Below are 24,738 nucleotides of genomic sequence, written 5' to 3'. Positions count from 1 at the left end.
CCAATATCCTTACTCTCCCTGCCTGCCGCAGCCGCCGTCCCCTCTGCCGCGACGTCCCGTGCCGAGCCGCCCGAGCGTGTCTATGAGGAGGATGCCGGTGATCCCGGCGCCTATGGCCGCCTCGGCAAGGGCTATGTCCGGGGCTTTGAGGCGCACCCAGGCCAGCGCCATCAAGAGGCTCAGCGTGATGAAAAGGACCGCCGCCTTGAAAAGGTCAGGGGTCGTGATGAGACGCCAGGCAAGGAGGACAAGCGAGGCGGCGAGGATAATGTCGAGTAGGCTAGCGTTTTCCATCGCCCTTCCTCCAGGGCATTACGCCCGATTTCTTCGCGGCGTTCGCTATCAGATAGCTTATGGTAGAGCTGTTTGATATCACCAGGAACCAGATGAGGGCGAGTTTTATCGCTCCGGGAAGGGACCCTGCCTGCAGGACGAGCCCCGCCGTTATGAGCCCCAGCCCCAGGTTGTCGGCCTTGGTAAGGGCATGTAGCCTCGTGTAGACGTCCGGGAGGCGTATGATGCCGACCGTCCCCGCGAGGAAAAAGACCGCGCCTGAAAGGAGGAGGGCCGTCGAGAGCGCGTCAACCACGGTCATCTGCCGCTCCCCCCGGGGCCGTACGGCCTCTTACCGTCCTCGCGAAACCGGCGGACGTTATGACCGAAAGGAGCGCGAAGACAAGGGCGATATCACGGAGCATGGGTTCCTGAGCGGCCTCGGAAAGGAGGAGGAGCGCTGCTACCCCGGTAGTCCCGAAGAGCTGGAAGGCCAGCATCCTGTCGGCCCTGGTCGGGCCGCGCAGCACGCGGTACAGGCCCGCGAGTATGTTGAGTATCAGGAAGACCGCAAGGGCGAAGAAGAGCCTGTCCATTCCGGCCCCCGTCAATCGAGCCGCAGGCCGAATACGCCGGCCACGCGCTCTTCAAGCATCTTCAATCGCCTCATGGCGCCTCCGTTTTCGTCGATCACGTGCACTTGGATCAGGTCCCCGTTTATCTCCACGCTAAGCGTCCCCGGCAGGAGGTTGAGCGCGCCGGCAAGGAAGGTCCTCGGCGCGCTCTCGGGCAGCCGGAGCGGGACAAGGATGAAGGCCGGCGCCACCGGGATGCGCGGGTTGAATACCCTGAAGGCAACGTCGAGCCCGGACTGGAGCGACTCCCACGCGAAAAAGGGCACGAAGGCCGCAAGCCCCCGGGCGCTTATCGGAGGCGGGCTTCCGAGAAGCGACCAGATGACGGCGCCTATGACGGCAAAGGGCAGGCCCGCGAAGAGCGCCCCCGTATCGCCGTCAGTGAGAGACCACCAGATGACGAGGAGCAGAGCGGTATGAAGGGCCAGGCGCATATACGAAAAATTTCGGCTCGCTACAGGCATGGCGCTATTATAGAACACCGGGCCCTGGCTTGCCAAGCCTTGCCCGTCTACAAGCCGTCGGCATGGCATCCCGAGCAGCCGCCCTCCGGCCGGTCCCTGTGGTCCGACGGCGCCCGCATCATGCCTGTATCCGGGTGGTGGCAGCCGAAACATCTTTCGTATCCGTCGAACGGATGCGGTACGGGGCGTGCGTGCGCTGCAGACGCCCCGGCGGGGGGCGCGGGATTGGCGTCCGGCTCAGGCCCGGCCTCCGGCCTGGCCGCCTGGACATGGCACCTCGTGCAGCTCGCCTCTTTCCAGCCAAGGTGTTTTTGCGGGTACGGGCTCGTGGCGCCGTGCCCGTGGCAGGCCAGGCAGTTCTCCTTTCCATCTGTCCCGTGAGGGATGTACGGGGCGCTCCTCCTGTCCAGGGCCGAAAGGCCGGGGTTCTGGATAAGCGCGAAGGCGGCCGTGACCACGAGTATTAGGAAGCCGGTAAGGAGGGCTATGTGCGTCGAATACGTCTCTCTCATATGAAATTGAAGCTCTCCGACTGGACCTGCTCCATGGGCACCCCGAGCTCGTCCAGGGCGTCCTTTACCGCCAGCTGCATGAGGTGCGTGCCGCATACGAAATACTCGTAATCCAGCCTTTCAGGCGTCTTCAGGTGTCGCGACATAACAGGGGCGCTTATATAGCCGGTCTCCCCGGCCCAGCCTTCATGGTGCTTCTCGAGTATGTATACGGTCTTGAGGTCGAGCCTCTCCTCAAGCTCGGCGATCTCTTCCCGGAACGTTGCCTCCTCCCACGACCTGCTGCAATAGAAAAGGAAGAGCGGGCGCTTGTCCGCCCTGTCGGCAAGCGTCCGCAGCATGCCCATGATCGGGGCTATCCCGACCCCGCCCGCTATGAAGACATAGCCCGGGGCCAGGTGCCTGTCTATGGTGAACATGCCGTATGGCCCGTCTATGTAGGCGCGCGTGCCCGGAGCCGTGTCCTTTATTCGCGAGGTGAAGTCCCCGAGCTCCTTGATGGTCATGCGGACTTCGCCGGTCCTCATGGCGCTCGACGAGAACGAGAACGGGTTCTCCTTTATCGAGAAAGGCGACCTGCCGAGCGTGAGCCACGCGAACTGCCCGGGCTTGAACCGGATGCCCGCGTGCCCGTCGGGCTTCAATACCAGGGTCCAGGAGCTGCCCCGCTCCCTTATCACCTTCTCCACCCTGTACGGTCTCCTGAGCATCATCGCCGGCTTGCCGATGCGGATATAGACGAGGGCCAGCACCCAGGCGGACGCGAGGGCCACCCAGAACCAGCGCTTAAGCGGTGCCTGCGTGTAGTAGTCCACCCCGATTATGTGCGCCACTGCAAGGGCCACTGCGCCGACCGCCACATACCCGTGTATCACCCGCCAGCGCTCGTACGCGATGCCGAGCCGTCCGCGGTAAACGGAAGTTATTATTATAACCGCGAAGGAGGCGAGCGCGGCGACCCCGGCTGCCGTCCTCCAGGGCATCCCGGAAGGCCGGAGGATGGAGAGCGTCTCCGGGCTCGATATGATGAGGATTGCCGGGTGGGATAGGACGAAGAAGAAGGCGATTATGGATATCTGGCGGTGGAAATGGTAGACCACGTCTATGCCGTATGGGAGCGTAAGCCCCTTGAAGCGCCCGGTGAGGAAAAACTGGAGCCCGGCCATGGAAAGGCCCGTGAACCCCAGGCCGACAGAGAAGTCCCTCCAGAAGTCCCTTCCGGAAGGGGCATCGCCGAGGAGGAGGACGAGAAGCGGCGAGACGGCGAGCACGAGATATATCGTTATCCAGAAGGCCCCGTAAAGGAGGTGCCTCATGCGGAGATGGTCCCCCTGAAGGCGGTTTGCGGGCCCGGTCCGGGCGTATCGCGCAGACTACGTCCGGACCGGCAGGCCCTGACCAGATTATTTATCTTTTACGCCTTTGTCAATCCATTTTGGACCCGTCTTTTTTTGGTTTAAGACCTGCCGGGGCTAAATACAAAAGCGCCGCACCGTGCGGCCTGGCATCTCTCTTCTTGTCTGGGGCGGTTTCTTAGGAGTATAATCCAGGGGCAGGGCCGCGTCAGAAGTTCCGAGCCGCCTTGGCCAGGAAAGCGGTCCTTTTCTCAAACCGGATTGACCCATGAAGATCGAGGAAGCGCTCGACAGCCTGGATGCCGCGCTGCTCTATATAGACTGCCGGCACCAGATACAGTGGATGAACCGGAGGGCCGCCGAGTGGTTCGGGGCCCGGACGGGCAGGAGAAGGGCCTGCTACAGGGTCGCGAGCAGGGGGTTGGAGTTCTGCGCCATCTGCCCCACCGGGCGAGCCATCGAATGCGGCGCGCCCGCCCACTACGAGTTCACGCTCGAGGGCGACGGCGGGCCGCGCGAGCTCGAGGTGGTTGCCGTCCCTGCGGGCGGCAAGGGCGGCGCCCCGGGCAGCGTCTTCGAGATCATAATGGACGTGACCGGAAAGGGGCTCATAAGGATCAAGCAGGAGGAGCTTATGGAGAAGGTCGAGAAGATGGCCGCCATAGGCCAGCTTGCCGCCGGCATAGCCCATGAGCTCAATACCCCCCTCGGCACCATCTCGATAATCTCCGACGAAATAGCGCGCATGGTGGAAAGGGGCGGCTCTCAGGACCTCCCTCGGGAGGTCCTGAGCGAGCACCTCTCAGACATGAAGGGCGAGATAGAAAGGTGCAGGGGCATAATAAACGACCTCCTGGGTTTCTCGCAGGCCGGGGCCACTCGCCTTCAGCCGACCGACATAAACCCGCTCGTCCAGAGGGCCTTGAAGTTCGCCACCAGGGGGGAGGGGTCGAAATCGGTCGAGCTTTCCACCAGCCTCGATCCCGAAATACCGCTTGCCTCCACGGACCCGGACAGGTTCAGGCAGGTCCTCTTTAACGTCGTAAGGAACGCGATGGACGCGGTCGAGGAGAACGGGGGCGGAAAGGTTTCGGTTTCTACCTCCTTCTCCGGCTTCGTGCGGGTGAGCGTGTCGGACGACGGTCCAGGCATCCCCAGGGAGCTCTTAAAGAGGGTCTTCGAGCCCTTCTTCACGACAAAGCCGGTCGGCAAGGGCACGGGCCTCGGCCTCTCCGTGAGCTACGGCATAATGCGCGACCTTAAGGGCGAGATACGGATAGAGAGCAGGCCCGGCCTCACCAGGGTGGACCTCCTCCTGCCCCCGGCTGCCGATGGTAGCGGAAAGGGGGCAGGCTGATGGCGCGCATACTGGTCCTCGACGACGACAGGGTCTTCAGGAAAACGCTCTGCATGGCGCTCTCCGCCCGCGGACACGACGTTAAGCCCGCGGCTACAGGCGACGAGGCGCTCGCGATCGCCTCGTCTTCGCCCTTTGACGCCGCCATTATAGACATGATGATGCCCGGCATGAACGGCTTCGAGGTGCTTTCAAGGCTCCGGGTGGCCAGGCCCGCCACGGCCTGCATCATACTTACAGGGTACGGCTCCATAGCCGACGCGGTGACCGCCATGAAGCTCGGCGGCTATAACTACCTCACGAAACCGTGCTCCATAGACGAGATAGAGAAGGTGCTCTCGGGCATGACCCCGGCGGACGGGCCCGAGCCCGCCTGCCAGGGCATGGCAGGGTCGAGCCCCGCCATGAAGGAGGTCGCGAGGTTCGTGCTGCGGGTAAAGGACACGGGCCTTCCTGTGCTCATCTCCGGCGAGAGCGGCACGGGAAAGGAGCTTGTTGCGCGCGCCCTCCATTTCGAGAGCGTGAGAAAGGAGATGCCCTTCATCGCCGTGAACTGCGCCTCTTTGAAAGCGGGCCTCCTGGAGAACGAGCTCTTCGGGCACGTAAAGGGCGCGTTCACGGGCGCGCTGGACTCGAAGGACGGGTTGCTGCGGGCAGCCGACAACGGCACCCTCTTCATCGACGAGATAGGCGACATGGAACTCCCGGTGCAGGCCATGCTCTTGAGGTTCATGGAGACGGGCTCGTTCCGGCCACTGGGCTCGAACCGCGAGATGAGCGTAAACACCCGGATAGTGGCGGCCATCAACAAGGACATTGAAAAGGAGGTTGCGGCCGGGAGGTTCAGGCTGGACTTCTATTACAGGCTGAACGTATGCAGGGTCCATATACCGCCGCTCAGGGAAAGGCCCGAGGACATACCGGCGCTCGCGTCCTTTTTCCTTGAGCGGGCTTCTAAGGCGCGCGGGAAAAGGCTCTGCTTCGGCCAGGGCGCGCTCGATATCCTTAAAGCCCACAACTGGCCGGGTAACGTAAGGGAGCTTAAGAACCTCATTGAAAGCGCGGCGGTCATGAGCACGGGCGAGGCCATAACAGAGGGCCTGCTTTCGGATTCGCTCAAAAGACGCCGCTCCGGTCCCCTGGCGCGCCCGGAAACAGGCACGCTCGAATGCTCCGAGAGGGACTGCATAGCAGGCGTCCTTGAGGCCAACGGCTGGAACGTAAGCCGCTCGGCACGGGTCCTCAGGATAGACCGCCGCACCCTCCAGAGGAAGATCGCCAAGTACGGCTTGAGGCAGGGCGGCCCCGCCTGATACGTGGCAAGGCGCAAAAATGCCGCATGCGGCAAAATGGCGCATCTGCCGGTAAGCTTACGGTATTACAGCTTTTTTCCTTCAGGAAAAATCCAACAGAGCGGCATTATGCCGCAGCGTCCTTCCGCCAGAACCAGTCTGGATTCCGAAAAACCCCTTTGAAAAAGCCTTATGCGTTATTGGCACGCTTGTTGCTAAGTTGCCAATATGTCAATACATGCTAAGCTATACACAACGGCTGCTCGGCTGTCTTCCAACCGGCGCGGGAAGAGAGGGTGTAATTTGTTCAGGTTCAGCAAAGGTTCCGGTTACGCGATAGCCGGTCTCGTGTACATATCCACCAGCAAGGCATCCGATTACACCGGGATAGACGAGATATCGAGGGCCACGGGGATTTCGAAGCAGTACCTCGCGAAGCTCTTCCGGACGCTCGCATCAAGGGGCATCATCAGGTCGGCAAGGGGTAGGGACGGCGGGTTCATGCTCGACAGGGACCCGGGCGCCATCACCCTCCTCGAGGTCGTGGAGGCCATAGACGGCCCGGTCGAGGCAGGGTGCGCCATAAAGGACGGCGATTGCTCGGACCTTTCCGAATGCCTGCTGCACGCCGTGCTTAAAAGGTGTTCGTTGAGCGTCGCGGGCATCCTCGCATCCGAGAGCATCGGGGGGATAGGGCCCGGTTTTTTTTGCAAATAAAAAGGACTAAGAAGACCTTAATTATCCAGAAAATCGCAAAAATCCGGCCTGAGGGCCGGACTGTCCAGGAGGTAAAAACGAGATGAACGGGCACGCGCATGAACTGAAGTGGCACACCAGTTACTGGCCTCTCCTGGTGAGCGTGGGGATACTCTTCCTCGCGCCGCTGGCCTTCGGCTTCTATTTCGTCTACAAGATGCCGATGGCGGCCTTGATCTGCCTCGGGATAGGGACCCCCCTGGTGCTCATATCCATCGTAGGCTGGGTCAGGGAGGGGCTGGAGGACGAGCACGGGTACTCGATGGGCTTAAGCGTCTGGGCGATGCCGTTTTTCATAGTGGCCGAGGCCTTCCTTTTCGTAGGCTTTTTCGCGGCATACTGGGTGACGAGGCTTACGGCCCCCTTCTGGCCGCCGCCGGGCACCCCGGATATATCGATGGCGCTGCCGGTCGTCATGACTTTCATACTGGTGGCCTCGAGCTTCACCATCCACCTCGCCGAGGGGAAGATCGAGGACGAGCATTACGACAGGAAGGGGTTCATCTTCTGGCTGGTGGTCACGATGGTATTGGGCACGGTCTTCCTCGGCATATCCGCCTTCGAGTGGACCGAGTTCTACCACCACGGCTTCACCTTCGGCACGAACGTCTTCTCGTCGTCTTTCTTCTCCATAACGGGTTTCCACGGCTCGCACGTCCTGGTGGGGCTTGCGCTATTCCTGTGCATACTGCTGCCGGCGCTCTCGGGCAAGGTCAACAAGGCCTTCGTAAAATCGGCATCGGTCTACTGGCACTTCGTGGACGTAGTCTGGTTCTTCGTGGTCTCGCAGCTCTATTTCTGGTAGGGCGGGGGAGATTATCATGAAAGGAAAGGAGCTGGTACATATGAAGACATTCAAGCGGCTCATCGCGGGGGGCGCCCTCCTCCTTCCCGCCGCGGCCTCCGAGGCTGCGGAGGGCGGCGGGGCAGTGCCGGACATAACCGAGGGCTGGCACCACCTCTGGCAGGAGCTCATTCTCGATATTACCATAATAGGCGTCATCTTCGCGGCCGTGACGCTGTATCTCCTTATTAAGTACAGGAGGAGGAGGGAAGGGGAGGAGGGGAAGGGCTCAAGTCTCTCGCCCCTGGCCTCGCTGGGCTGGGTGCTCATACCCGCGTTCATCTTCCTCGCGGACGACGTCTACCTGGCCGCCAAGAACTTCGAGCTGTGGAACAAGATGAGGGAAGTGCCGGAAGGGGCCTACGAGGTCAAGGTCGAGTCCTACATGTGGGGCTGGGACATAACCTACCCGGGCGGGGCGACCGCCACGAACGAGCTCAGGGTGCCGGAGGGCACGCCCATAAAGGTCTCGCTCTCGAGCAGGGACGTCCTCCACAGCTTCTTCATACCTGATTTCAAGGTCAAGTGGGACACGGTCCCGGGCATGGACACCTACATCTGGTTCTACCCGAAGAAGGCGGGCGAGCACGTCATGACCTGCGCGGAGTTCTGCGGGGTGCTGCATTCGAGCATGCACGGCAAGGTCATCGTGATGCCCGAGGCCGAGTTTAAAAAATGGATAGAGGAGAACACTCCTCGGAATAAAGAAGCTTAGGAGGGGTATATGAGCTCAACCATGGTCACCGGTTCCGTTGAAACGCACCACGCGGCCGGCTCCGGTTTCAGTTTGAAGGAATGGGTCTTCACTACCGACCACAAGAGGGTCGCGGTGCTCTACATGGTAGGCGCCTTCGCCGCCTTCCTTATAGCGGGCATAATGGCCATCCTCATGAGGACGGAGCTCGCGAGCCTCGGCCCTACCGTTACCGACAACCCGAGCACCTATAACACATGGCTCTACTTCCATGGGGCCGCGATGATACTCGGCTACCAGATACCGGCCCTCACCGGGTTTTTCGCCAACTACTACGTCCCCCTCATGATAGGCGCGAAGGACGTGGCGTTCCCGAGGGTGAACGCGTTGAGCGTCTGGCTCTTCTGGATGGGCCTTGTGGTGGCGCTACTCACCTTCGTAATACCCGACCCGCCGGACATAATGTGGACGGGGTACCCGCCGTACTCCATACTCACCGGCGGGAACACGGCCTTCTACACCTTCACAGTGCTCCTGATGGGCTTTTCCTCCATAGCGGCGGGCGTGAACTTCCTTACGACCATAATCTACATGAGGGCGCCCGGCCTGACCTGGAGCAAGCTCAATATCTTCATCTGGTGCACGCTGGCGGCCTTCATCATTCAGATAATCTTCGTCCCGATACTGGGCGTGGCGGTCACGATGCTCTCGCTCGACAAGTATCTCGGCACGCACTTCTTCAACGCCGCCGCCGGCGGGAGCGCCCTCATATACGAGAACCTCTTCTGGTTCTATTCGCACCCGGCGGTCTACGTCATATTCCTCCCCGCGGTCGGTCTCATATACGAGATAGTGGCCACCTTCGCGAGGAACAGGATATTCAACCACATGAAGATGGTCTACTACGGCATCTTCGGCGTCCTGGCGCTAACGGGCCTCGTCTGGGCCCACCACCTCTACATCGCGGGCATACCCAACTGGATGGTCCTCGTGCATGTATTCACAACGCTTCTGATAAGCATCCCTGTGGGGCTCCTCATGATAGGGCTCGTCGGCACGCTCTACAAGGGCTCCATCCAGTACTCGACGCCGATGCTCTACGCCGCAGGGTTCCTCTTCCTTTTCCTCATAGGGGGCCTGACCGGCATACCGAACGCCATGTCCGCCATTTACATGCACCTCACGGACACCTACTGGATGCCCGGCCACTTCCATTACGTCATGGCGGTTTCCATGACTACCGCGATCCTCGGCGGCACCTATTACGTGCTCCCCAAGATGACCGGCAGGATGTACAGCGAAACGCTTGGGAAGCTCGGCTTCATTCTCTTCTTCATTGGCGTGAACATAACCTTCATGTTCACTCTCCTGATGGGGGTTAAGGGCCTTCCGAGGAGGTATTACGACTACCAGCAGTTCCCCGAGCTCGAATGGATGCAGCAGTGGGCGACCATCGGCTCGTATATAATACTACTGGGGGCGCTCGTTGTGCTCGTCTCCTGGCTGCACTGCGTCTTTTTCGGCAAGAAGGTCGGGCCCAACCCCTGGGGCTCGCGCTCGCTCGAATGGACGCACGCTCCCTCGCCCCCTCCGCCCGGCAACTTCGGCGGGGAGGTGAAGGTACCGGAGGACTGGAGCCCTTACGGATACGGCAAATAGCATAAGGCCAGGAAATGGTCCGGCCATGGGCGGAACAGGGGTGATTCCCGAGCGGCCGGACGGGGCGCCGGAGGCGGTCGCATGTCCGGCGTGCAGGGCCGGGTCAGGCTGCCCAGCGAGCGAGAGATGCAGGCACGTTGCAAGGCCCGGCCGGGCCGAGATGAGAGACTGACAGGGAGGCTGCCATGCGGGGAACGATGATGCATATAGTCCCATCCGGGCTCAGGGCCGTCGCGGCTTCCGGAGCCGCGGGGCTCCTCAGGCAATCGAGGTGCCTGGCCCTTCTGAAGCTCAGGATATGCTGGCTCATAACGCTCACTGCGGTGGTGGGGCTTATGGCCGCGCCGTACGGCTTTTCGGCTGAAAAGGCGCTGTATCTCGCGCTCGCGACGCTGGCCGCGGCCTCGGCGGCGAGCGCGCTCAACCACTATTTCGACAGGGACATAGACGCTGTAATGAAAAGGACCAGGGGCAGGCCGCTCGTCGGGGCCTGCCCGCCTTCGGCAGCCCCGGCGCTCGCCCTTGTCCTCCTTGCCGTTTCGGCGGCGGTCTCGCTACTCAAGCTCAACTACATGGTGGTCCTGCACCTATTCCTGGGCGCGTTCGTCTACGCGGTCGTCTATACGGTGTGGCTCAAAAGAAGGAGCAGCCTCAATATCGTCATAGGCGGCCTCGCCGGCAGCTTCGCCGTGCTCGCCGGAGGGGCGTCGGCCGAGCCGGCCTTCTGCTCTGCGCCTGCCCTGCTCGCGGTGGTGCTCTTTTTCTGGACCCCTTCGCACTTCTGGAGTTTCGCGATAGTGCACAGGGAAGACTACGAGAGGGCGGGGGTGCCGATGCTCCCGAACGTCGTGGGCAACCGGAAGGCGGCCCTCTGGATAATGGGGAATACCGCGGTGCTCGTCGCGTCCTCTTTCGTGCCGGTAGCCCTCGGCCTTTTCGGGGCGCTCTACGCTGCCGCCGCCTCGGTCGCCGGGGGGCTCTTCCTTTACCGGAGCGCGCTCCTCGTAAGAGAGCAGTCAAAGGAAGCCGCATGGAGGAACTTCAAGGCCTCAATGGCGTATCTTGCCATACTCTTCGCAGGCGTAATGCTGGACGCCCTGGCAGGATAGCCATGCTCCGCGCGCTTGTCTTCATAATGATAGCGATACTGGCCCTTGCCGCCCCGCCCGCGCCCTTTGCCGAGGTCCCCGCAGGCGCCCGGCTGACCGACCGCGCGCTCGTGGACCAGGACGGCAAGGCCTTCAGGCTGAGCGATCTCTACGGGAAGCCCATCGTCCTGAGCTTCGTCTACACCGACTGTACACATACCTGCGGGACCCATACCGACAGCCTCAAGGGCGCGTTCACGAGCCCCGGCTCGGGCTTCGGCACTGAATTCAACGCGCTTACAATAGGCTTCGATACGGCGAACGACACCCCGGCTGCCCTCAAGGAGTACGGCGCGAACTTCACGGACGACTTCGGCCCGTGGAGGTTTGCGACATCCGGCCAGGAGACGGTTGACGCGCTCGTAAAGGAGGCGGGCTTCGCGTACAGGAAGACCGAAAACGGCTTCGACCACCCCAGCCTGGCGGTCGTCATCGGGCCCGACGGCAGGGTGGCAACGAGGCTTTACGGCAACCAGGTCGACCCGGGAGAACTCTCCAGGGCAATAAGGCTCTCAACGGACCCGGCGGCCGGGCCGGCTGTCCCGGCGTCCTCGGGCATCATGGCCTTTCTCAAATCCATCTGCTACACCTACGACGAGGAGACCGGGACATACGGCCCCGATTACGGCTTCCTCGCAAAGGTCGGGATGGGGCTCGTGGTCTATACGGCCTTCCTCTTCTTCGCGCTCTACATATTCCGATCGGCAAGGAAAAGGCCCGGCCTTTAGCTGAAAACGGGCGCCGCTCCGCACCAAGGCCCTTCCTGAGGTTCAAGGACCTTATAAGGAATTTCCTTTCCAGGACAGGGACTTACTGCGGCATTATTCCTGGGCCGAAAAACACGGATAAAGAAAAAGGAGCGGCCTGCACGAATCCGCTTGACAAGGCGAGTAGATCCGGTGTAAATGAATATGAAAGTCAAATTCATAGACGCGCTCCGGCCATGTGGCGCGAAAGAGGGCGCCTTGCGGTCCAGGGGCTAAGGCCCTCCATGTGGCAGGCCAGAGTCCTTCGCGAGCCACGATTCCTGAGCTGATGAATATGAAAATCAAAATCATGGCTGGCCTTTTGCTGGGTAATGAAAGTGAAATTCATGTTCAAAAATGAGGCGGAGCATGAACATGTGCGTTGACTACGAGAAGCAGATGAAAAGCGAGATAAGGTGCCGGAAATGCAAAAGGCTCCTCATGAAGGGAGAGGTCAGGCATATCGAGATAAAATGCCCGAAATGCGGCCTCATCCAGGAGATCGGCACGCCTGAGGCCGAAGAATGATTTCCCCCGTCTAGTACCTGTGTTTACCCCTCCAATGCCCATCCCGGGCCAGGGCGAGTGCTTTCCGAGCGCCGTATGTAGTTTGTAGAGGATTCCGAGTCCCGTACAGATGCCGCACAATGCATGCGGCTCGAGTAGTAGCAAGCGGGGCTCTGGATGCAAGCTGGCGTTCGGAGCCGATTGGGTTTTTTCGGCTGCACTGCCGGTCGGCTGCAATGCCGGGCTGGTGAAGACAATCAACCATGCAAGGAGGGGAAGATGAAGGGCTTGAGAAACATGACCGCGATGGCGTTCACGGCTGCGCTGCTTTTGGGGGTCGCGCCGCCGGAGAGCCGGGCGGCGGAAAGCGATTTGAGCGAGCTTAACAGGAAGGTGGAAATCCTGACCGGAGAGGTCGAGAAATTGAAGCTCGGTGAGGTGGCGGACGACAAGTACGAGTCGTTCTCCGGCCTCGGCCCGGCGGCATCGAAGGTCTACGGCAAAAGGGGCGGCCTCTCGATAGGCGGCTACGGCGAGTTCTTCTACACCAACTATCTCGACGACACGAAAAAAGACCTGGCTGATACGCTCAGGTTCATCCTGTACACCGGGTACAAGTTCACGGACAACATCGTCCTCAACGCGGAGATAGAGTTCGAGCACGCGAACGAGGTCTTCGTAGAGTTCCTTTATATCGACTTCCTTATTAACGAGGCCTTCAACGTAAGGCCCGGACTCGTGCTCGTGCCCATGGGCATAGTGAACGAGTTCCACGAGCCCACGACCTTCCACGGGGTCAACCGCCCCGAGGTCGAGAGGAACATAATCCCCACCACCTGGCGCGACCTCGGCGTAATGGTGCACGGCGAGGTGGGCGGCCTCTCCTACAAGGCCGCGGTCTTGAACGGCCTTAGATCCGACAGCTTCAGGAAGGCCGACTGGATAAGGAACGGCAGGTTCAAGGGCACGAGCGCCAACGCCGAGAGCCTGGCCTATGTCCTGAGCCTCGAGTACGGGGTGACAGAGGGCTTTTCCGTCGGCGGCAGCTACTACTTCGGCGAGGCCGGGGCAGGCGCGGGCGGAAGCGTGGTTTCGGCTGCGGACAAGAACGCAGACATTGATTTCTGGGAGGTTCACACCATATTCCGGCAGAAGGGGCTTGAGCTACGCGGCCTGTATGCCGAGGGCAAGCTCGACGGCAATAGCGCGTTCGAGACGGCACCTCCGGGCACAACGGCGGATCCTCTTACTACTGCTCCGGTAGGCAAGAAGGCCAAGGGCTGGTATGTGGAGGCTGCCTATGATGTAATGCCCCATATAAAGCCCATGTCCGAGTCGTCGCTTACGCCATTTATACGCTACGAGGACTACGACACCCACCACGAGGTCTTCGCGGGCGTTACGAAGGACCCGACCCAGCACAGGAAGATAACGACCATAGGCGTCGGCTACAAGCCCATACATAACGTCGTCATAAAGGCGGACTACCAGATAAGGGACACCGCTTCCGGCCTGCCGGAAGGCAAGGGGACCGGGCTCGACGAGAACAAGATAGACCAGTTCAACCTGGGAGTCGGCTTCATATTCTAAGATGAAAGGCGCCTGCATGGGACAGAAAAAAAGACCTCTCTTCCTCCTTCGCTTCAATACGGCCAGGGCGTCCGCATTGAAGGCGTGGTCGGTTTTCCTGGTCCTTGCGGCGCTCCTCGTCTGGGCCTTGCCCCTCGATGCGAAGGTATTTTCGACGAGGGACGAGGCCCTGGCGAGGGCCTTCCCCGGCCTTGAGATACAAAAAGAATCGGTCTTCCTCAAGGACTCGGACCTCGATGAGATCGAGAAGGCCTCAGGGGTGAGGCCGGGCTCAAAGCTCTTCACCTATTACGCGGCCCGAGGAAAAGCCGGCATAGAAGGCTACGCGGTAATAGAGAGCCATGTAGTCAGGACCAAGCCCGAGGCGTACATGGCCGTTATAAGTCCAGGAGGGGAGCTCCGCTATGTCGAGATACTCGCCTTCTACGAGCCGCTCGAATACATACCCTCCAAGAGGTGGCTCGACCAGTTCAGGGGTAAAAGGCTTTCCGAAAGCCTCTGGATAAACAGGGACATACAGGCAATAACCGGGGCGACGCTTACCGCGTTCGGACTAACGAGGGAAGTAAGGAAGACGCTCGCCACAATGGAGATAGCCGTCCCCGGAGGCATGAGATGAAGTACCTTGGAAAAGGGGAGGCTCCGCAGGGGAATCTCTTGAAGGTCGTCCTCTTTGCCGGGCTCCTCTATCTCGCCTTCTCGCACCTGTCGGGCATAGTAATACACGCCGAAAGGATAGGGTGGAGCTATGAAGCGGTGGTGACCCATTACCTCGGCTCGGAGGAGGCGTTCAAGAACCCCGTCTCATTCCAGGGGCTCCTCGAGATTACGCACATGCACATGTTCTCCATGGGCATAGCCATACTCCTTGCCGGCCATCTCGCGGCTGCCCTGCCGATTTCCATGGCCGCCAAGTACCTGCTCGTGCTCCTGCCCATCGCGTCCGGCCTTACGGATGCGCTCTCAGGCTGGCTCATAGTCTATGTATCGGAAGAATTCGCCTACTTGAAGATCGCCTCGCTCACCTTGTTCGAGGTCTCCTTCGCCCTGCTTCTTATCGCGGCCTTCCTGTCGTTGAGGGTCGCGAAAAACGGCGCGCCGTCAGGCAGGAAACCCGAAGGCCACGTCGAAAGACGTCATCCTGCGCCTGCCAGAAAAAGCAAGTAAATTCAATCAATTAGAAAAAACCAGTATTGACTTTTCGCTTTGTCCGGCATAAAATGACGGTTGAAGCGTCGTGTGATTTATTTTTTTCAGGAGTCGATATGGGGCATATCGCAAAGGCTGACCTCAAGGAATATCATGTCTGGGACCGCACGGTCCGCTGGTTCCACTGGATAAACTTCGCATCCGTCCTTGGGCTTATCGTCCTCGGGACGGTCATACTCTTCAGCAAGGAGCTGGGGATCGGGAACGACGGCAAGGTGCTCCTTAAGACCGTCCACGTGCTCACGGGCTATGTCTTTGTCGTGAACCTCGCATGGAGGATAGTCTGGGGCTTCATCGGCAACCGCTACGCGAGGTGGAGGGCCGTGCTGCCCTTCGGCAGGGGCTATATGGCCGATTTGAGGGAATACTCGGCAGGCTTCAGGATGGGCGACGCCCCCGGCTGGCTCGGGCATAACCCGATAGGAAAGCTCATGGTCGCGGCCCTCTTCGCGGTCCTCCTTGCGATGGGAGGGTCGGGCCTCATGCTCGCCGGGACGGATATCTACTATCCGCCTTTCGGCGGGAGCATGAAATCATGGATAGCCGAAGACCGGTCCAACCTTGAGGTGATAAGGCCCTACTCGAAAGAGAACGTGAACGAGGCCAGATTCAACGAGATGCGGGCCTTGAGGAAGCCGTTCATAACGACGCACGAAACGCTCTACTACGTCCTTCTCGCCCTAATAGCCGCGCATATAGCCGGCGCAGTCGTGACCGAGATACGGGAAAGAAACGGCATAATCTCCGCCATGTTTACCGGGCGGAAGGTCTTCGGGAAAAAGCCGGTCGATTAACAGGCTGCTGAAAAAGTCCATCTGCATCGTTGTCTTCGTCGCTCGTCACTGCGGCGTACACGAAAAGTACGCCTCATTCCTCGCTCCTCGACGCCTCGCATCTGGAGCTTTTTGAGCAGCCCGAATAAAAATGGAGTTTTTCAGCAAGTTGTTCGAGGACTGAGTCGGGCCCGCCTCACTTCCCCGACCCGTCCATCCTGGACCTTACGACATACCGTATCCCGTTCCTCGTCGCCTCCAGCACCTCTATTTCCATGCCCTTGAAGCGGACGAGCCCCTGGCCGGGGAGGTCGTAGACCAGTTCTTCGGATACTGAAGGTGCATCCATTCCCCTCCGGTACTCGCGGTAGGCCATCCTTATGGAATTCCCCTGCCTGCCGCTGTAGGAAAGCTCGCGCCTTATTGACCCTCTTTTATAAATGGTTTTCATCTTGAGGACCCCATCCGGTTTCGGCTCCCAAACCCTTACCAGCCCGAGGGCGCAGGCTGCGTCGCCGTAGGCCGCGCCTTTTTCGTCAACCGCGATGCAGTATTCCCATGTCGCAGGCCTCCCGAGCGATGTCCTGGGCCTGAGCTTCCCGTTTGTGTAAAGCACACCGCCGCCAGGCAGTTTCCCGTAAGGCTTAAGCTCCATCCCTTTCCTTATGGAAGGGTATTCGGCCCCGGCCTGCCGGGGGGGCTTGAAATCAGAGATGGCTACAAGGGCCTGCCGGACCATGAGCCTCTCCTCCACGGCGATCGCCTCGCCGGTATTCCTTTCATGCACCTGGCCGATGGAGTAGGAAACCGTATCCGTCGTAAACGTGTTCGGCTCAACGGGCGATATGGCCGCGCAGCCCGCGAACCAGATAAAAAGGGCCGCAAGGGCCGTAACCTTGGCAGGTATTCCCATATTCCTCCCTGGGCCGGCCGATTGCCGCCCGGCTTTCGTATGCTATAGTTGAAGAATGGCCTGAATCCCGTATGGCCGGAATCTCGCGAGAAGACGATGGAAAATCAAAAAGAGATCATAAACTGGGTCGCATCGGTCGAGGACACGGCCTCGAAGGTCTACGCAGCCGCGGCAGCCGCCTTTGAGGACGATAGCGAGCTCGCGGGCCTCCTCAGGCATCTATCGGATGAAGAGAGGACGCACCATGAGCTGGTACTCCGCGCCGGAGATGCACTCTCCGGACGGGAAGACGGCCTGGTAGTCTCCCTCGACCCGGAGACCAGGCAGAGGGTCGAGAAGCCGTTCCAGGAGCTTTCTTCAGGGCTTGAGAGCGGCACACTCTCCAGGGAAGAGCTCCTCGGCCACATTATAACCATTGAGTTTTCCGAGTTCAACGACATCTTCCTTTATTTCATGGACGTCCTCAGGGAAAGGTCGCCGGAAGAGTTCAGCTCGGTCGCACGGGAAATGAACGGGCACAAGGACCACATAAGGGAGTTCCTTTCCGGAAGGCCCGGGCTTGATGCGCTTCTGGAGAGGGCCCTGAGGCTGCCGAGGGTGGCAAGGGAAAGGATACTCCTCGTTGAGGACAATGAGATGAACCTCAAGCTCCTCGGGGCGGTGCTGGCCGGAGAGGGGATTATCGAGACCGCGACGAACGGCCGAGACGCGCTTAAGGCCATCGAATCCGGCCCCCCGTTCGCGGCGGTAGTATCCGACGTCGACCTGCCTGGGATGAACGGGATAGAGCTCTACCTGAAGGCCGTCGAGGTGTCCCCTTGCTATAAGTCGAGGTTCGTCTTTATCACCGCCTCAGCCGATCCTGAAAGCGTCAGGTTCATAATGGGACGGGATTTGAAGTTACTCAGAAAACCGGCCCCGATAAACGTAATCAGGCTGAGGGTCCGGGAGATCGTCAATTCAGGGAAGGGTTGAAGAGCCTCAAAAGCCCTACTCCGCGCATTTGGTGCCTTCCGGCTCCGGTTTTGCCCCCGCCTCCATTCTATCCCGTTGAAAAGTTTTGGAAAAAGGTGTAAATATGACTCATAGACCGCTCTCAAAACCTTTTCCCGGGAAAAACTGAAATGAATCTAAGGAAGTTGGCTGTAGGCTCCGCAATAGCTCCATTGGCCTGGATGTTCATCTTTACCGATTTCCGGGCCCTGGCCGGGCAGCCGGAAAAGGCCCAGGCCGCGCAGTACGTCATCGAGTCATTCCTCACTAACGGAAAAAAGGCCGGGGCACTCGTGCTCGGAATGACCACGCTCGATGAGGCCATGAGGATGCACCCGGAGGCGCCCTTCAAGCCTTACGACGGCGACGTTCGCCAGGCCGAGGAGGACCCCTCCGCCCCCGGCGGCCTGCCTGAGCTCAAGTTCGTCTACAACCCCTGGCAGACGATGTACTCGCTCTACTTTAACGAGGGCAAGCGGCTCGTCATGGTCTCCGAATTGAAAGAGCTCGGGAAGCTCTCGGAAAAAGACCTCCTCAAGGAATATCCGGGCATCGCCGAGACCTACCGGGACAGGCACACGGTCGAGTACCGTGCCCAGCTCGGGCCCTGTGTAAGCTTCATAGCCAGGGTAGGGGCGGCAAAGGGGTGGGTCGAGGAGGTCTCATACGCATATACCTGCGAAACGCCATGAGGACTTTTAAGCGGAAGTCCTCAAGCCGCCTTTCAGCCTGTCCTTTCCACTCCTAAGCTTGCCGGGCTTAATAGCTCAATATCGCTCGATAAACGCCGATAAGAGAAGGGGGGCGGTTCCGGCTGCAAGGCGTAGCGAGAATGCGCCCCGCGTAATCGGTTCGGGCATGAATCAATGCCGGGGGCGTGAATGGAAAGGGCCTGGACAGATGACACCTCAAAGTCCCGCTCACATACTGGTCGCGGATGACAACCATTTCGTGCTGGAGAGCACGGTCCTCCTCCTTTCCGGCCTGGGGTTCAAGGTAACCCCCTGCAGGGACGCGCGCGAGTCGATCGAGGCCCTGAGGGGAGGTGCGCCGGACGCGGTCCTCACTGATATCAAGATGCCGGGGCTCTCGGGGCTCGACCTCCTCGACAGGATACGGACCACGAACAAGGAAGTCCCGGTCATCTTCATGACCGCCTACGCGGATGTAGACGTGGTCGTGGACGCCATCAAGAAGGGCGCCTTCGACTTCATAATAAAGCCCTACAAGCCCGAGCACCTCGTCCACGCGGTAGAGAAGGCCGTCAAGTACGCGAGGCTCGTCCAGATGGAGAGGAACTACAAGCACCGCCTCGAGGAGGACGTAAGGAAAAGGACGGCGGAGCTCGCGGACGCGCTCCAGATGATAAAAGAGACGAGCAAGGAGCTCGTCCACCGGATAATGAGGATATCCGAGTTCAGGGACAGCGACACCGGGGCGCACATAAAGAGGATAGGGCTCTACTCCGGTAGGCTCGCCAGGGTGCTCGGCGCGTCCGAGGACTTCGTGGACAGCATAACCTTCGCAAGCCCCATGCACGACATAGGCAAGGTGGGCATCCCTGACGTCATCCTCCTCAAGCCGGGGGCGCTCACCGGCCGGGAGTTCGATTCCATGAAGGGGCACACTCTCATGGGCGAGAGGATGCTCCTCGACTCTCCTTACCCTTCCATCCAGACCGCGGCCGTGATAGCGAGGACCCACCACGAGCGATGGGACGGTTCCGGCTACCCCGGCGGGCTCAGGGGCGAGGACATCCCGCTCGAGGGCAGGATAGTCATGATAGTGGACCAGTATGACGCGTTAAGGAGCAAGAGGCCTTACAAGGACGCGATGGGCCATGAAGAGGCCGTGAAGGTCATAAGCAAGGGGAACGCAAGGACTAGCCCCGGGCACTTCGACCCGCGCGTGCTCGAGGCCTTTCTGGACGCTTCCGCGGACTTCAACGAAATATTCGAGATCTACAGGGATTAGCGTGAACCCGGGACGTTCCGCCCGGTCACCATGTGGCTGGAAGGTAAGCCCGGTTCTTTTCTTAAAAGCTGAAAAACTCCTAGTGTTCATTTTGAAGACGACGCATCCAAGGCTAGCCTGCTAGAGCTTGTAGCCTATCTTCCTCAGGAATTGCTTCCGCTCAAGCCTGTCCTTTTCCCCCTCGGCCATGAGCGGGCTGAACCCGTCGATTACGCCCACTACGCCTTTCCCCTGTCCGGTCCTCGTGACGATCACCTGAAGCGGGTTGGCTGTAGCGCACCAGACCGAGCAGACCTCGGGGCAGTTCTTTATCTGGTTGAGGACGCTTATGGGGTAAGCGCCTTTGAGGATAATGATGAACAGGTGCCCCGCGCCTATCGCCACCGCGTTCCCGGCCGCGGCCTTCATGAGCGCTTCGTCGTTCCCCTCCACCCTCACAAGGCACGGGCCCGATGCCTCGGCGAGCGCGACGCCGAAGCCCGCCTCCGGCACGGTAGTCCGTATTATCTCATACAGGTCCTCGACGGTCTTTATGAAATGGGCCTGGCCGAGTATTACGTTAGAGCCCTCGGGTATATCGACCTCAACGGCTTGAAGCTCCATGCCGTGCCTCCCTGGTCCGGACTATTCGTGCAGCCCGACGATACTGAAGATAGCAGATAAACCCGTTCCGGGCAAGTCCGCGCGCCTGAGCCAGAGGATTACTATTGTTGCCGTCCGGAATGGGTTTTAAAGGGAAAAGAAAAGCCGGGGCGCGGCCTTGGCGCGCCCCGGCTTTGATGGGCTGGTCCGGCTTGGGCTACTTTAGCGCATCGAGCCTTTTACGCGCGAGGCCTGCCTCTCCGGATTTAGGGTATTTCTGTATGACCTCCTGGAGGAGCACCCTGGCCTCTTTCTTGGCCCCGAGCTTCTCGAAGGCGAAGGCCTGCTTGAGGAGCGATGCCGGGGTCTTTTCGCTCCCCGGGTATTTTTTCAGGGCCTTGTCGAATTCGAGGATCGCCATCTCCATGTCGCCCTTGGCGTAGTATATCTCGCCAAGCCAGTACTGGGCGTTCCCAGCGAGCTTGTGTTCGGGGTGCGCGGAAAGGAACTTCTGGAAAGACTGTATGGCGCTCGAATAGTCCTTGGCCGTGGTCTCCCTGAAGCCCTTGTTATAGAGGTCCTCTGCGCCGCCTGGCCCCTCCGCGCCCTCCTTGAGGCCCGCCGCCTCGGTCCTGGCCCCGGCGACCGCCTGCTCAAGCATCAACGCCTGCTTATTGAGCGCGGCGACCTCGTCCTTGAGCTCGCTAAAGCGGGAGTCGTTATACTGCTGGGATACCTCCATCGACGCGAGGCCGTCCTGGACTGACCTTACGGAGGACTCTATGGCCGCGAGCCTGCTCACGAGGTCCGCCGAGTTGGTGTCCGCCGCCCTGACGGCGTCGAGTATCTCCTCTTTCTCATGCGTGCCTTCCTCGACAGCGCCCCTCACGAAGGCCATGTCCTGCCTGAGCTTGTCAAGGCCGATGTTGGACTCGGCAAGGCTCCTTTTAAGCCCGTCGACCTCGGTCCTGAGGCTTGAGAGGCCCCCTGAGCCCTCGAGCACGGCGACCTTGCGCTTCAGTTCCTCGTTGTCCTTCACGAGCCTGTCCACGTCGTTCATGAACTTTTCCTGCTCGCCCGTCATTATGGGAAAACCAGGGCCGCAGGCCGGAATGGCCATCGCAAGGAAAAGAAGAGCTATGAAAGCCGAATGTCTTTTCATCTCGTCAGTTGGCTATTATTACGAACTCGGCCCTTCTGTTCTTGGACCAGGCCTCCTCGTTGGAGCCGGCGACAGCAGGCTTTTCCTCGCCGTAGCTCACCACTTCCATCCTGTCGGTCTTGACGCCGAGGTCTTCGAGGTACTTCTTTACGCTCCTGGCCCTCTTGTCGCCGAGCGCGAGGTTGTATTCCGTCTCGCCGCGCTCGTCGGCGTGCCCCTCGATGCGTATCTTTACGTTGGCGTTGAGCCCCAGCCATTTGGCGTTCTTCCCGAGGTTGTCGAGGTCCGTGTCCCTCACCGTATACCTGTCATAGTCGAAGTAGATGGTGTAGAGGAGCCCTTTTTCGGCGGCCTTCCTCGTGAGCTCGTCGTCGGGCGAGAGCGAGGCGTACCTGCCGCCGACCCTGGCGTCTGCGTTGCCGAGTATGTCCTCGGCGGTCACGTCGCCTGAGACCACGCCCTCTTCGGGGGCGACCACCGTTGATTCGGTGACTGCGCCAGGCGCTGCGGCCTCCCCGGCAAAATCCTCTGTTGCTATCCTTTTGCCGCATCCGGCCGCAAGCAGGAATATAAGTAATATGACCGGCAGTGTCCTGAGAGACCCTTTCATTTTTTTACCCCCTCCTGTGCTTGAATGTTCATGGTACATTGTCACTTTAGGTATGGCGACCAGGACGGTGCCTTTTCGCCGCCAATCCCCGTATTAAGCCTCATTGCCTCGGTCCCGTCCGAGCGTATTATCTTGAGCGATGCGACACCTTTCTCCGTGGAGCTGAAGACGATATGCCTGCCGTCAGGGGCCCACGAGGGGTTCCTGTTGTCCCCGCTGAATGTAAGCTGAGTCGGCTTTTCGCCGTCGGGCCTTACCACCCATATGTTGAAAGACTTGTCGGAGCGGGCGAATGCAATGAGTTTCCCGTCCGGCGACCATGCCGGGCTCGAATTGTACCTCCCGGAAAAGGTCAATCTCCTTGATTTTCCAGAAAGCAAGTCTAACACATAGATATGCGGGTTTCCAGCGCTATCGGAGACGTAGGCGAGCTTCGTTCCGTCCGGCGACCACGAAGGCGAGACGTCTATGCCGTGGTTGCTCGTAAGCCTCCTGTACTCCATCGTCCTCAAGTCCAGGAGCACCAGCTCGGGTGAATTGTCGCCGCTCATGGTGAGCGCAACCTTCGTGCCGTCGGGCGAGAACCTCCCCGAGATGTTTATGCCGGGCTTTGCCGAAAGCGGCTCGTCCCTGCCGGTCGAGAGGTCGAGGAGATACAGGGACGGCGCTCCTTTCTTGTAGGAGACATAGAGCACCTTCTTCCCGTCCGGCGACCACTGGGGAGAGAGGTTTATGGACCTGTTCCGGGTGAGCTTCACGGCGTTCTTGCCGTCGTAGTCCGCGACGTATATCTCCTTGTTGCCGCCAACCCCGGAGACGAAGAGTATCTTGGTGGTGAATATGCCCTTGCTCCCCGTAAGCTCCTCGTAGAGGGAGTCGGAGAAGTAATGGACGACCCTCCGGGGGTTCTTCACAGACCCCGAGAGCTTTTTCCCGATTACCTGCTTTTCAGTGGCCGTATCGAAGAAGCGGACCTCGACCGTGAGCTTTTCGCCTTCGACGAGGAACCCGCCCTTGAGGAGCGCCTGGGCCCCTATGGTCCGCCAGTTCCTGAAGTTGGTCTCCCCGGCGGTAAGGCCGGCGCTGCCGGCTTCTTCTATGTATGCCTTCTGGTCGATAATGGTGAAGAAGCCGGAGAACCTCAAGTCCGTGAGCGCCGCGTCAAGGAGCTCTTTTTTAATCGATTCTCTCAGGGCGCGCTCCTCGGCCGAGCGCGGGGCCGGGCCGAGGTCCTTGAACTCCAGCACTCCCATTGGGAGCTTCTTGAAAGCGGGTCCTGCCAGGTCTATATAGACCTTGCCCCAGGCTGCAGAGGAAAGCGCGGTCTGGAGGAGCAGAAAAACGGCTGCGAAGGCGAATGCTCTGATGGTCATCTTTGGGTGCATCCAGGACAGAACCTCAAGCCCGTCTCCAGGAAATTCCCTTCGAAATCAGCCGGTAGCGGAGGGAAGGGAGCTGCCCTCCACACGGCGCTGACGAGAGATTCGTCAAAGACCGGGTTGCCGGAGCTTACCTCGACGGAGGCGCTCACGAGCTCCCCGGAGCGTGCAATCTTTATCGCGACTATGAGAGATACCCTGCTCTCCCTCAATGCCTGCGGGTACGTCCAGTTGTCGTCTATCCGGGCCTTTATTATCGTGTAATACGCCGGGTACTTGTCCTCGAAGGTCTTTACCGACCCGCCGGACGGGCGTCCCTCCGCAGGCGCCGGCCCCGCCTGGGCGCTCGGTTCAGGGGGCTTTCTGCTCTCTCGGGAAGCTATCTCGGCCCTGAGCTTCTTAAGCCTGTCTTTCCGCGCCTCATCCTCTTCGAGCTTCTTCTTTATCTCGTCCACCTTCGAGCTGACGGACGCCTTGTCCTCTCTTTTCTTTACGCTCTCGGTTATGCTCCGCAAGGTGTCGTCTATCGAAGCGTCCGGGGGCTTCGGGGCCTCTTTTTCCTTTATCTTTACGCTCTGGGCCGGGCTCTCCTTCGGCGTCTCAATTTTTGCGGCCTCTTCCGGCTTCGGCGCTGGCCGGGGCTTTTCCTCAGGCGCCTTTTCCGGTTCAGCCGGGGCAGGGGGCTTCTCCTTCTCCGCCTTTGGAGGGGCCTGGGGAGCGGGCTTTGCTTGCCTGGGCCCAGGCTCCGCGACCAGGTCCACCATCTGTACAGGGTTGATGAAGACCCTGCCGGGCTCGGAGTTGAAGAGGAGCGCGACGGCTACGGCGACCCCCGCGTGCAGGAGCGCCGAGACCCACACGACCCTGCCGAAGCCCTTCATGCGGTAGCGGGTCATCTACCCCGACCGGGGGGCTCGGTGACCATGCCCACCTTGCTTATTCCAGCCTTTCTTATGGCGCTCATGGTGCTGACGACAAACCCGTACGGGACCGATTCGTCGGCCCTTAAAAGGACCATTCGCGCAGCGTTCTCTGCGGCTATGGCCTTGAGCTTGGCCCCGAGTTCCTTCTCGCTCATCACCCTGTCGTTGAGCAATATGCGCTTTTTCCTGTCAATAGTGACCACGAGCGGCTCGTCCGCCGAGCTTATCGCGCCCGCCTCGACCTGCGGCAGGTCGACATCGAGCCCCTCCTGCATCATCGGGGCCGTTACCATGAAGATGATGAGGAGCACCAGCATCACGTCCACGAAGGGCGTGACGTTTATCTGGGACATGAGCCTGGTGTTGCGCCCGCCTCCGGTCTCCATCG

29 protein-coding genes are annotated in these 24,738 nt (G+C 60.1%); 16 read left to right on the top strand and 13 right to left on the bottom strand.

Going from position 1 to position 24,738, the window contains the following annotated elements; translation table 11 throughout:
* Positions 1 to 9: 9 nt before the first annotated feature.
* The 6 genes from QY316_10800 to QY316_10775 are packed head-to-tail and all read right to left on the bottom strand — an operon-like array spanning position 10 to position 3,200.
* Complete coding sequence (locus QY316_10800) at positions 10 to 294, bottom strand: DUF4040 domain-containing protein (GenBank protein WKZ32392.1); 285 nt, start codon at positions 292 to 294, stop codon at positions 10 to 12.
* Positions 281 to 595: a monovalent cation/H(+) antiporter subunit G gene (gene mnhG, locus QY316_10795; protein ID WKZ32391.1), complete on the bottom strand. Its 315-nt coding sequence runs from the start codon at positions 593 to 595 to the stop codon at positions 281 to 283. The genes QY316_10800 and mnhG overlap by 14 nt, the downstream gene beginning before the upstream one ends.
* Complete coding sequence (locus QY316_10790; GenBank protein WKZ32390.1) at positions 582 to 869, bottom strand: monovalent cation/H+ antiporter complex subunit F; 288 nt, start codon at positions 867 to 869, stop codon at positions 582 to 584. The genes mnhG and QY316_10790 overlap by 14 nt, the downstream gene beginning before the upstream one ends.
* 11 nt (positions 870 to 880) lie before the next feature.
* Positions 881 to 1,408 carry a Na+/H+ antiporter subunit E gene (locus tag QY316_10785; GenBank protein ID WKZ32389.1) on the bottom strand — a complete coding sequence of 176 codons (528 nt, stop codon included), beginning with the start codon at positions 1,406 to 1,408 and terminating at the stop codon, positions 881 to 883.
* 11 nt (positions 1,409 to 1,419) lie between these two features.
* Positions 1,420 to 1,884 carry a hypothetical protein gene (locus QY316_10780; GenBank protein ID WKZ32388.1) on the bottom strand — a complete coding sequence of 155 codons (465 nt, stop codon included), beginning with the start codon at positions 1,882 to 1,884 and terminating at the stop codon, positions 1,420 to 1,422.
* A complete protein-coding gene (locus QY316_10775) occupies positions 1,881 to 3,200 on the bottom strand; it encodes a ferric reductase-like transmembrane domain-containing protein (protein WKZ32387.1) in 1,320 nt (439 codons plus the stop codon). The genes QY316_10780 and QY316_10775 overlap by 4 nt, the downstream gene beginning before the upstream one ends.
* 307 nt (positions 3,201 to 3,507) lie before the next feature.
* Here QY316_10775 and QY316_10770 point away from each other — a divergent pair, with 307 nt between their 5' ends.
* From QY316_10770 to QY316_10710, 13 genes are all read left to right on the top strand, one after another.
* Positions 3,508 to 4,596: an ATP-binding protein gene (locus QY316_10770; GenBank protein ID WKZ32386.1), complete on the top strand. Its 1,089-nt coding sequence runs from the start codon at positions 3,508 to 3,510 to the stop codon at positions 4,594 to 4,596.
* Positions 4,596 to 5,909: a sigma-54 dependent transcriptional regulator gene (locus QY316_10765; protein WKZ32385.1), complete on the top strand. Its 1,314-nt coding sequence runs from the start codon at positions 4,596 to 4,598 to the stop codon at positions 5,907 to 5,909. The genes QY316_10770 and QY316_10765 overlap by 1 nt, the downstream gene beginning before the upstream one ends.
* A 282-nt stretch (positions 5,910 to 6,191) precedes the next feature.
* Entirely contained in the window at positions 6,192 to 6,605 is a 414-nt protein-coding gene (locus QY316_10760) for an Rrf2 family transcriptional regulator (GenBank protein ID WKZ32384.1), read from the top strand.
* A gap of 82 nt (positions 6,606 to 6,687) precedes the next feature.
* On the top strand, positions 6,688 to 7,449 hold the full coding sequence (locus QY316_10755) for a heme-copper oxidase subunit III (GenBank protein ID WKZ32383.1): 762 nt from the start codon (positions 6,688 to 6,690) through the stop codon (positions 7,447 to 7,449).
* 40 nt (positions 7,450 to 7,489) lie between these two features.
* Positions 7,490 to 8,203: a cytochrome c oxidase subunit II gene (gene coxB, locus QY316_10750; GenBank protein ID WKZ32382.1), complete on the top strand. Its 714-nt coding sequence runs from the start codon at positions 7,490 to 7,492 to the stop codon at positions 8,201 to 8,203.
* A 9-nt stretch (positions 8,204 to 8,212) separates the two neighbouring features.
* Positions 8,213 to 9,841, top strand: a complete 1,629-nt coding sequence (locus QY316_10745) for a cbb3-type cytochrome c oxidase subunit I (GenBank protein ID WKZ32381.1) — start codon at positions 8,213 to 8,215, stop codon at positions 9,839 to 9,841.
* A 185-nt stretch (positions 9,842 to 10,026) separates the two neighbouring features.
* The gene (gene cyoE / locus QY316_10740; GenBank protein ID WKZ32380.1) at positions 10,027 to 10,950 is read left to right on the top strand and encodes a heme o synthase; all 924 of its coding nucleotides are present in this window, start codon (positions 10,027 to 10,029) and stop codon (positions 10,948 to 10,950) included.
* 2 nt (positions 10,951 to 10,952) lie between these two features.
* Complete coding sequence (locus QY316_10735) at positions 10,953 to 11,717, top strand: SCO family protein (GenBank protein ID WKZ32379.1); 765 nt, start codon at positions 10,953 to 10,955, stop codon at positions 11,715 to 11,717.
* Positions 11,718 to 12,104: 387 nt separating this feature from the next.
* The gene (locus tag QY316_10730; protein ID WKZ32378.1) at positions 12,105 to 12,263 is read left to right on the top strand and encodes a Com family DNA-binding transcriptional regulator; all 159 of its coding nucleotides are present in this window, start codon (positions 12,105 to 12,107) and stop codon (positions 12,261 to 12,263) included.
* 258 nt (positions 12,264 to 12,521) lie between these two features.
* Positions 12,522 to 13,832: a hypothetical protein gene (locus QY316_10725; protein ID WKZ32377.1), complete on the top strand. Its 1,311-nt coding sequence runs from the start codon at positions 12,522 to 12,524 to the stop codon at positions 13,830 to 13,832.
* A gap of 16 nt (positions 13,833 to 13,848) precedes the next feature.
* Positions 13,849 to 14,451 (top strand): FMN-binding protein, encoded by a 603-nt coding sequence (locus tag QY316_10720; protein ID WKZ32376.1) that lies wholly within the window; start codon positions 13,849 to 13,851, stop codon positions 14,449 to 14,451.
* Positions 14,448 to 14,999: a hypothetical protein gene (locus QY316_10715; protein WKZ32375.1), complete on the top strand. Its 552-nt coding sequence runs from the start codon at positions 14,448 to 14,450 to the stop codon at positions 14,997 to 14,999. The genes QY316_10720 and QY316_10715 overlap by 4 nt, the downstream gene beginning before the upstream one ends.
* A gap of 98 nt (positions 15,000 to 15,097) precedes the next feature.
* Positions 15,098 to 15,835, top strand: coding sequence for a cytochrome b/b6 domain-containing protein (locus QY316_10710; protein ID WKZ32374.1), 738 nt, complete (start codon positions 15,098 to 15,100; stop codon positions 15,833 to 15,835).
* Positions 15,836 to 16,010: 175 nt separating this feature from the next.
* Here the strand turns inward: QY316_10710 and QY316_10705 are convergent, their stop codons facing one another.
* Positions 16,011 to 16,727 (bottom strand): hypothetical protein, encoded by a 717-nt coding sequence (locus QY316_10705; protein ID WKZ32373.1) that lies wholly within the window; start codon positions 16,725 to 16,727, stop codon positions 16,011 to 16,013.
* 96 nt (positions 16,728 to 16,823) lie between these two features.
* Here QY316_10705 and QY316_10700 point away from each other — a divergent pair, with 96 nt between their 5' ends.
* The 3 genes from QY316_10700 (at position 16,824) to QY316_10690 (ending at position 19,694) form a co-directional block, all read left to right on the top strand.
* Positions 16,824 to 17,702 carry a response regulator gene (locus tag QY316_10700; protein ID WKZ32372.1) on the top strand — a complete coding sequence of 293 codons (879 nt, stop codon included), beginning with the start codon at positions 16,824 to 16,826 and terminating at the stop codon, positions 17,700 to 17,702.
* A gap of 164 nt (positions 17,703 to 17,866) precedes the next feature.
* Positions 17,867 to 18,412 (top strand): hypothetical protein, encoded by a 546-nt coding sequence (locus QY316_10695; GenBank protein ID WKZ32371.1) that lies wholly within the window; start codon positions 17,867 to 17,869, stop codon positions 18,410 to 18,412.
* Between the two features lie 208 nt (positions 18,413 to 18,620).
* Entirely contained in the window at positions 18,621 to 19,694 is a 1,074-nt protein-coding gene (locus QY316_10690) for a response regulator (GenBank protein WKZ32370.1), read from the top strand.
* Between the two features lie 120 nt (positions 19,695 to 19,814).
* On the opposite strand, the gene QY316_10685 is transcribed toward QY316_10690, so the two are convergent.
* The 6 genes from QY316_10685 to tolR form a co-directional block, all read right to left on the bottom strand.
* Entirely contained in the window at positions 19,815 to 20,297 is a 483-nt protein-coding gene (locus QY316_10685) for an adenosine-specific kinase (protein ID WKZ32369.1), read from the bottom strand.
* A 196-nt stretch (positions 20,298 to 20,493) separates the two neighbouring features.
* Positions 20,494 to 21,438, bottom strand: coding sequence for a tol-pal system protein YbgF (gene ybgF / locus QY316_10680; GenBank protein ID WKZ32368.1), 945 nt, complete (start codon positions 21,436 to 21,438; stop codon positions 20,494 to 20,496).
* Positions 21,439 to 21,442: 4 nt separating this feature from the next.
* Positions 21,443 to 22,048, bottom strand: coding sequence for a peptidoglycan-associated lipoprotein Pal (gene pal / locus QY316_10675; GenBank protein ID WKZ32367.1), 606 nt, complete (start codon positions 22,046 to 22,048; stop codon positions 21,443 to 21,445).
* A 41-nt stretch (positions 22,049 to 22,089) separates the two neighbouring features.
* A complete protein-coding gene (tolB, locus tag QY316_10670) occupies positions 22,090 to 23,421 on the bottom strand; it encodes a Tol-Pal system beta propeller repeat protein TolB (protein WKZ32366.1) in 1,332 nt (443 codons plus the stop codon).
* Positions 23,418 to 24,323: a cell envelope integrity protein TolA gene (locus tag QY316_10665; GenBank protein ID WKZ32365.1), complete on the bottom strand. Its 906-nt coding sequence runs from the start codon at positions 24,321 to 24,323 to the stop codon at positions 23,418 to 23,420. The genes tolB and QY316_10665 overlap by 4 nt, the downstream gene beginning before the upstream one ends.
* The gene (tolR, locus tag QY316_10660) at positions 24,320 to 24,736 is read right to left on the bottom strand and encodes a protein TolR (GenBank protein WKZ32364.1); all 417 of its coding nucleotides are present in this window, start codon (positions 24,734 to 24,736) and stop codon (positions 24,320 to 24,322) included. Before tolR ends, QY316_10665 begins: the two co-directional genes overlap by 4 nt.
* Between the last annotated feature and the right edge of the window lie 2 nt (positions 24,737 to 24,738).

This window comes from Thermodesulfobacteriota bacterium (genome assembly GCA_030583865.1).
In the GTDB taxonomy this organism is placed as follows: domain Bacteria; phylum Desulfobacterota; class GWC2-55-46; order GWC2-55-46; family GWC2-55-46; genus UBA5799.
Note: the sequence above shows the minus strand (reverse complement) of the source record. Positions and strands in the feature narration are given on the sequence as shown.

Excerpts from the sequence above, each read along its gene's own strand:
- QY316_10800 (WKZ32392.1), bottom strand. The coding sequence starts at position 294 with ATGGAAAACGCTAGCCTACTCGACATTATCCTCGCCGCCTCGCTTGTC.
- mnhG (WKZ32391.1), bottom strand. The coding sequence starts at position 595 with ATGACCGTGGTTGACGCGCTCTCGACGGCCCTCCTCCTTTCAGGCGCG.
- QY316_10790 (WKZ32390.1), bottom strand. The coding sequence starts at position 869 with ATGGACAGGCTCTTCTTCGCCCTTGCGGTCTTCCTGATACTCAACATA.
- QY316_10780 (WKZ32388.1), bottom strand. The coding sequence starts at position 1,884 with ATGAGAGAGACGTATTCGACGCACATAGCCCTCCTTACCGGCTTCCTA.
- QY316_10775 (WKZ32387.1), bottom strand. The coding sequence starts at position 3,200 with ATGAGGCACCTCCTTTACGGGGCCTTCTGGATAACGATATATCTCGTG.
- QY316_10770 (WKZ32386.1), top strand. The coding sequence starts at position 3,508 with ATGAAGATCGAGGAAGCGCTCGACAGCCTGGATGCCGCGCTGCTCTAT.
- QY316_10765 (WKZ32385.1), top strand. The coding sequence starts at position 4,596 with ATGGCGCGCATACTGGTCCTCGACGACGACAGGGTCTTCAGGAAAACG.
- QY316_10755 (WKZ32383.1), top strand. The coding sequence starts at position 6,688 with ATGAACGGGCACGCGCATGAACTGAAGTGGCACACCAGTTACTGGCCT.
- coxB (WKZ32382.1), top strand. The coding sequence starts at position 7,490 with ATGAAGACATTCAAGCGGCTCATCGCGGGGGGCGCCCTCCTCCTTCCC.
- QY316_10745 (WKZ32381.1), top strand. The coding sequence starts at position 8,213 with ATGAGCTCAACCATGGTCACCGGTTCCGTTGAAACGCACCACGCGGCC.
- cyoE (WKZ32380.1), top strand. The coding sequence starts at position 10,027 with ATGCGGGGAACGATGATGCATATAGTCCCATCCGGGCTCAGGGCCGTC.
- QY316_10735 (WKZ32379.1), top strand. The coding sequence starts at position 10,953 with ATGCTCCGCGCGCTTGTCTTCATAATGATAGCGATACTGGCCCTTGCC.
- QY316_10730 (WKZ32378.1), top strand. The coding sequence starts at position 12,105 with ATGAACATGTGCGTTGACTACGAGAAGCAGATGAAAAGCGAGATAAGG.
- QY316_10725 (WKZ32377.1), top strand. The coding sequence starts at position 12,522 with ATGAAGGGCTTGAGAAACATGACCGCGATGGCGTTCACGGCTGCGCTG.
- QY316_10720 (WKZ32376.1), top strand. The coding sequence starts at position 13,849 with ATGGGACAGAAAAAAAGACCTCTCTTCCTCCTTCGCTTCAATACGGCC.
- QY316_10715 (WKZ32375.1), top strand. The coding sequence starts at position 14,448 with ATGAAGTACCTTGGAAAAGGGGAGGCTCCGCAGGGGAATCTCTTGAAG.
- QY316_10710 (WKZ32374.1), top strand. The coding sequence starts at position 15,098 with ATGGGGCATATCGCAAAGGCTGACCTCAAGGAATATCATGTCTGGGAC.
- QY316_10705 (WKZ32373.1), bottom strand. The coding sequence starts at position 16,727 with ATGGGAATACCTGCCAAGGTTACGGCCCTTGCGGCCCTTTTTATCTGG.
- QY316_10700 (WKZ32372.1), top strand. The coding sequence starts at position 16,824 with ATGGAAAATCAAAAAGAGATCATAAACTGGGTCGCATCGGTCGAGGAC.
- QY316_10690 (WKZ32370.1), top strand. The coding sequence starts at position 18,621 with ATGACACCTCAAAGTCCCGCTCACATACTGGTCGCGGATGACAACCAT.
- QY316_10685 (WKZ32369.1), bottom strand. The coding sequence starts at position 20,297 with ATGGAGCTTCAAGCCGTTGAGGTCGATATACCCGAGGGCTCTAACGTA.
- ybgF (WKZ32368.1), bottom strand. The coding sequence starts at position 21,438 with ATGAAAAGACATTCGGCTTTCATAGCTCTTCTTTTCCTTGCGATGGCC.
- pal (WKZ32367.1), bottom strand. The coding sequence starts at position 22,048 with ATGAAAGGGTCTCTCAGGACACTGCCGGTCATATTACTTATATTCCTG.
- tolB (WKZ32366.1), bottom strand. The coding sequence starts at position 23,421 with ATGACCATCAGAGCATTCGCCTTCGCAGCCGTTTTTCTGCTCCTCCAG.
- QY316_10665 (WKZ32365.1), bottom strand. The coding sequence starts at position 24,323 with ATGACCCGCTACCGCATGAAGGGCTTCGGCAGGGTCGTGTGGGTCTCG.
- tolR (WKZ32364.1), bottom strand. The coding sequence starts at position 24,736 with ATGGAGACCGGAGGCGGGCGCAACACCAGGCTCATGTCCCAGATAAAC.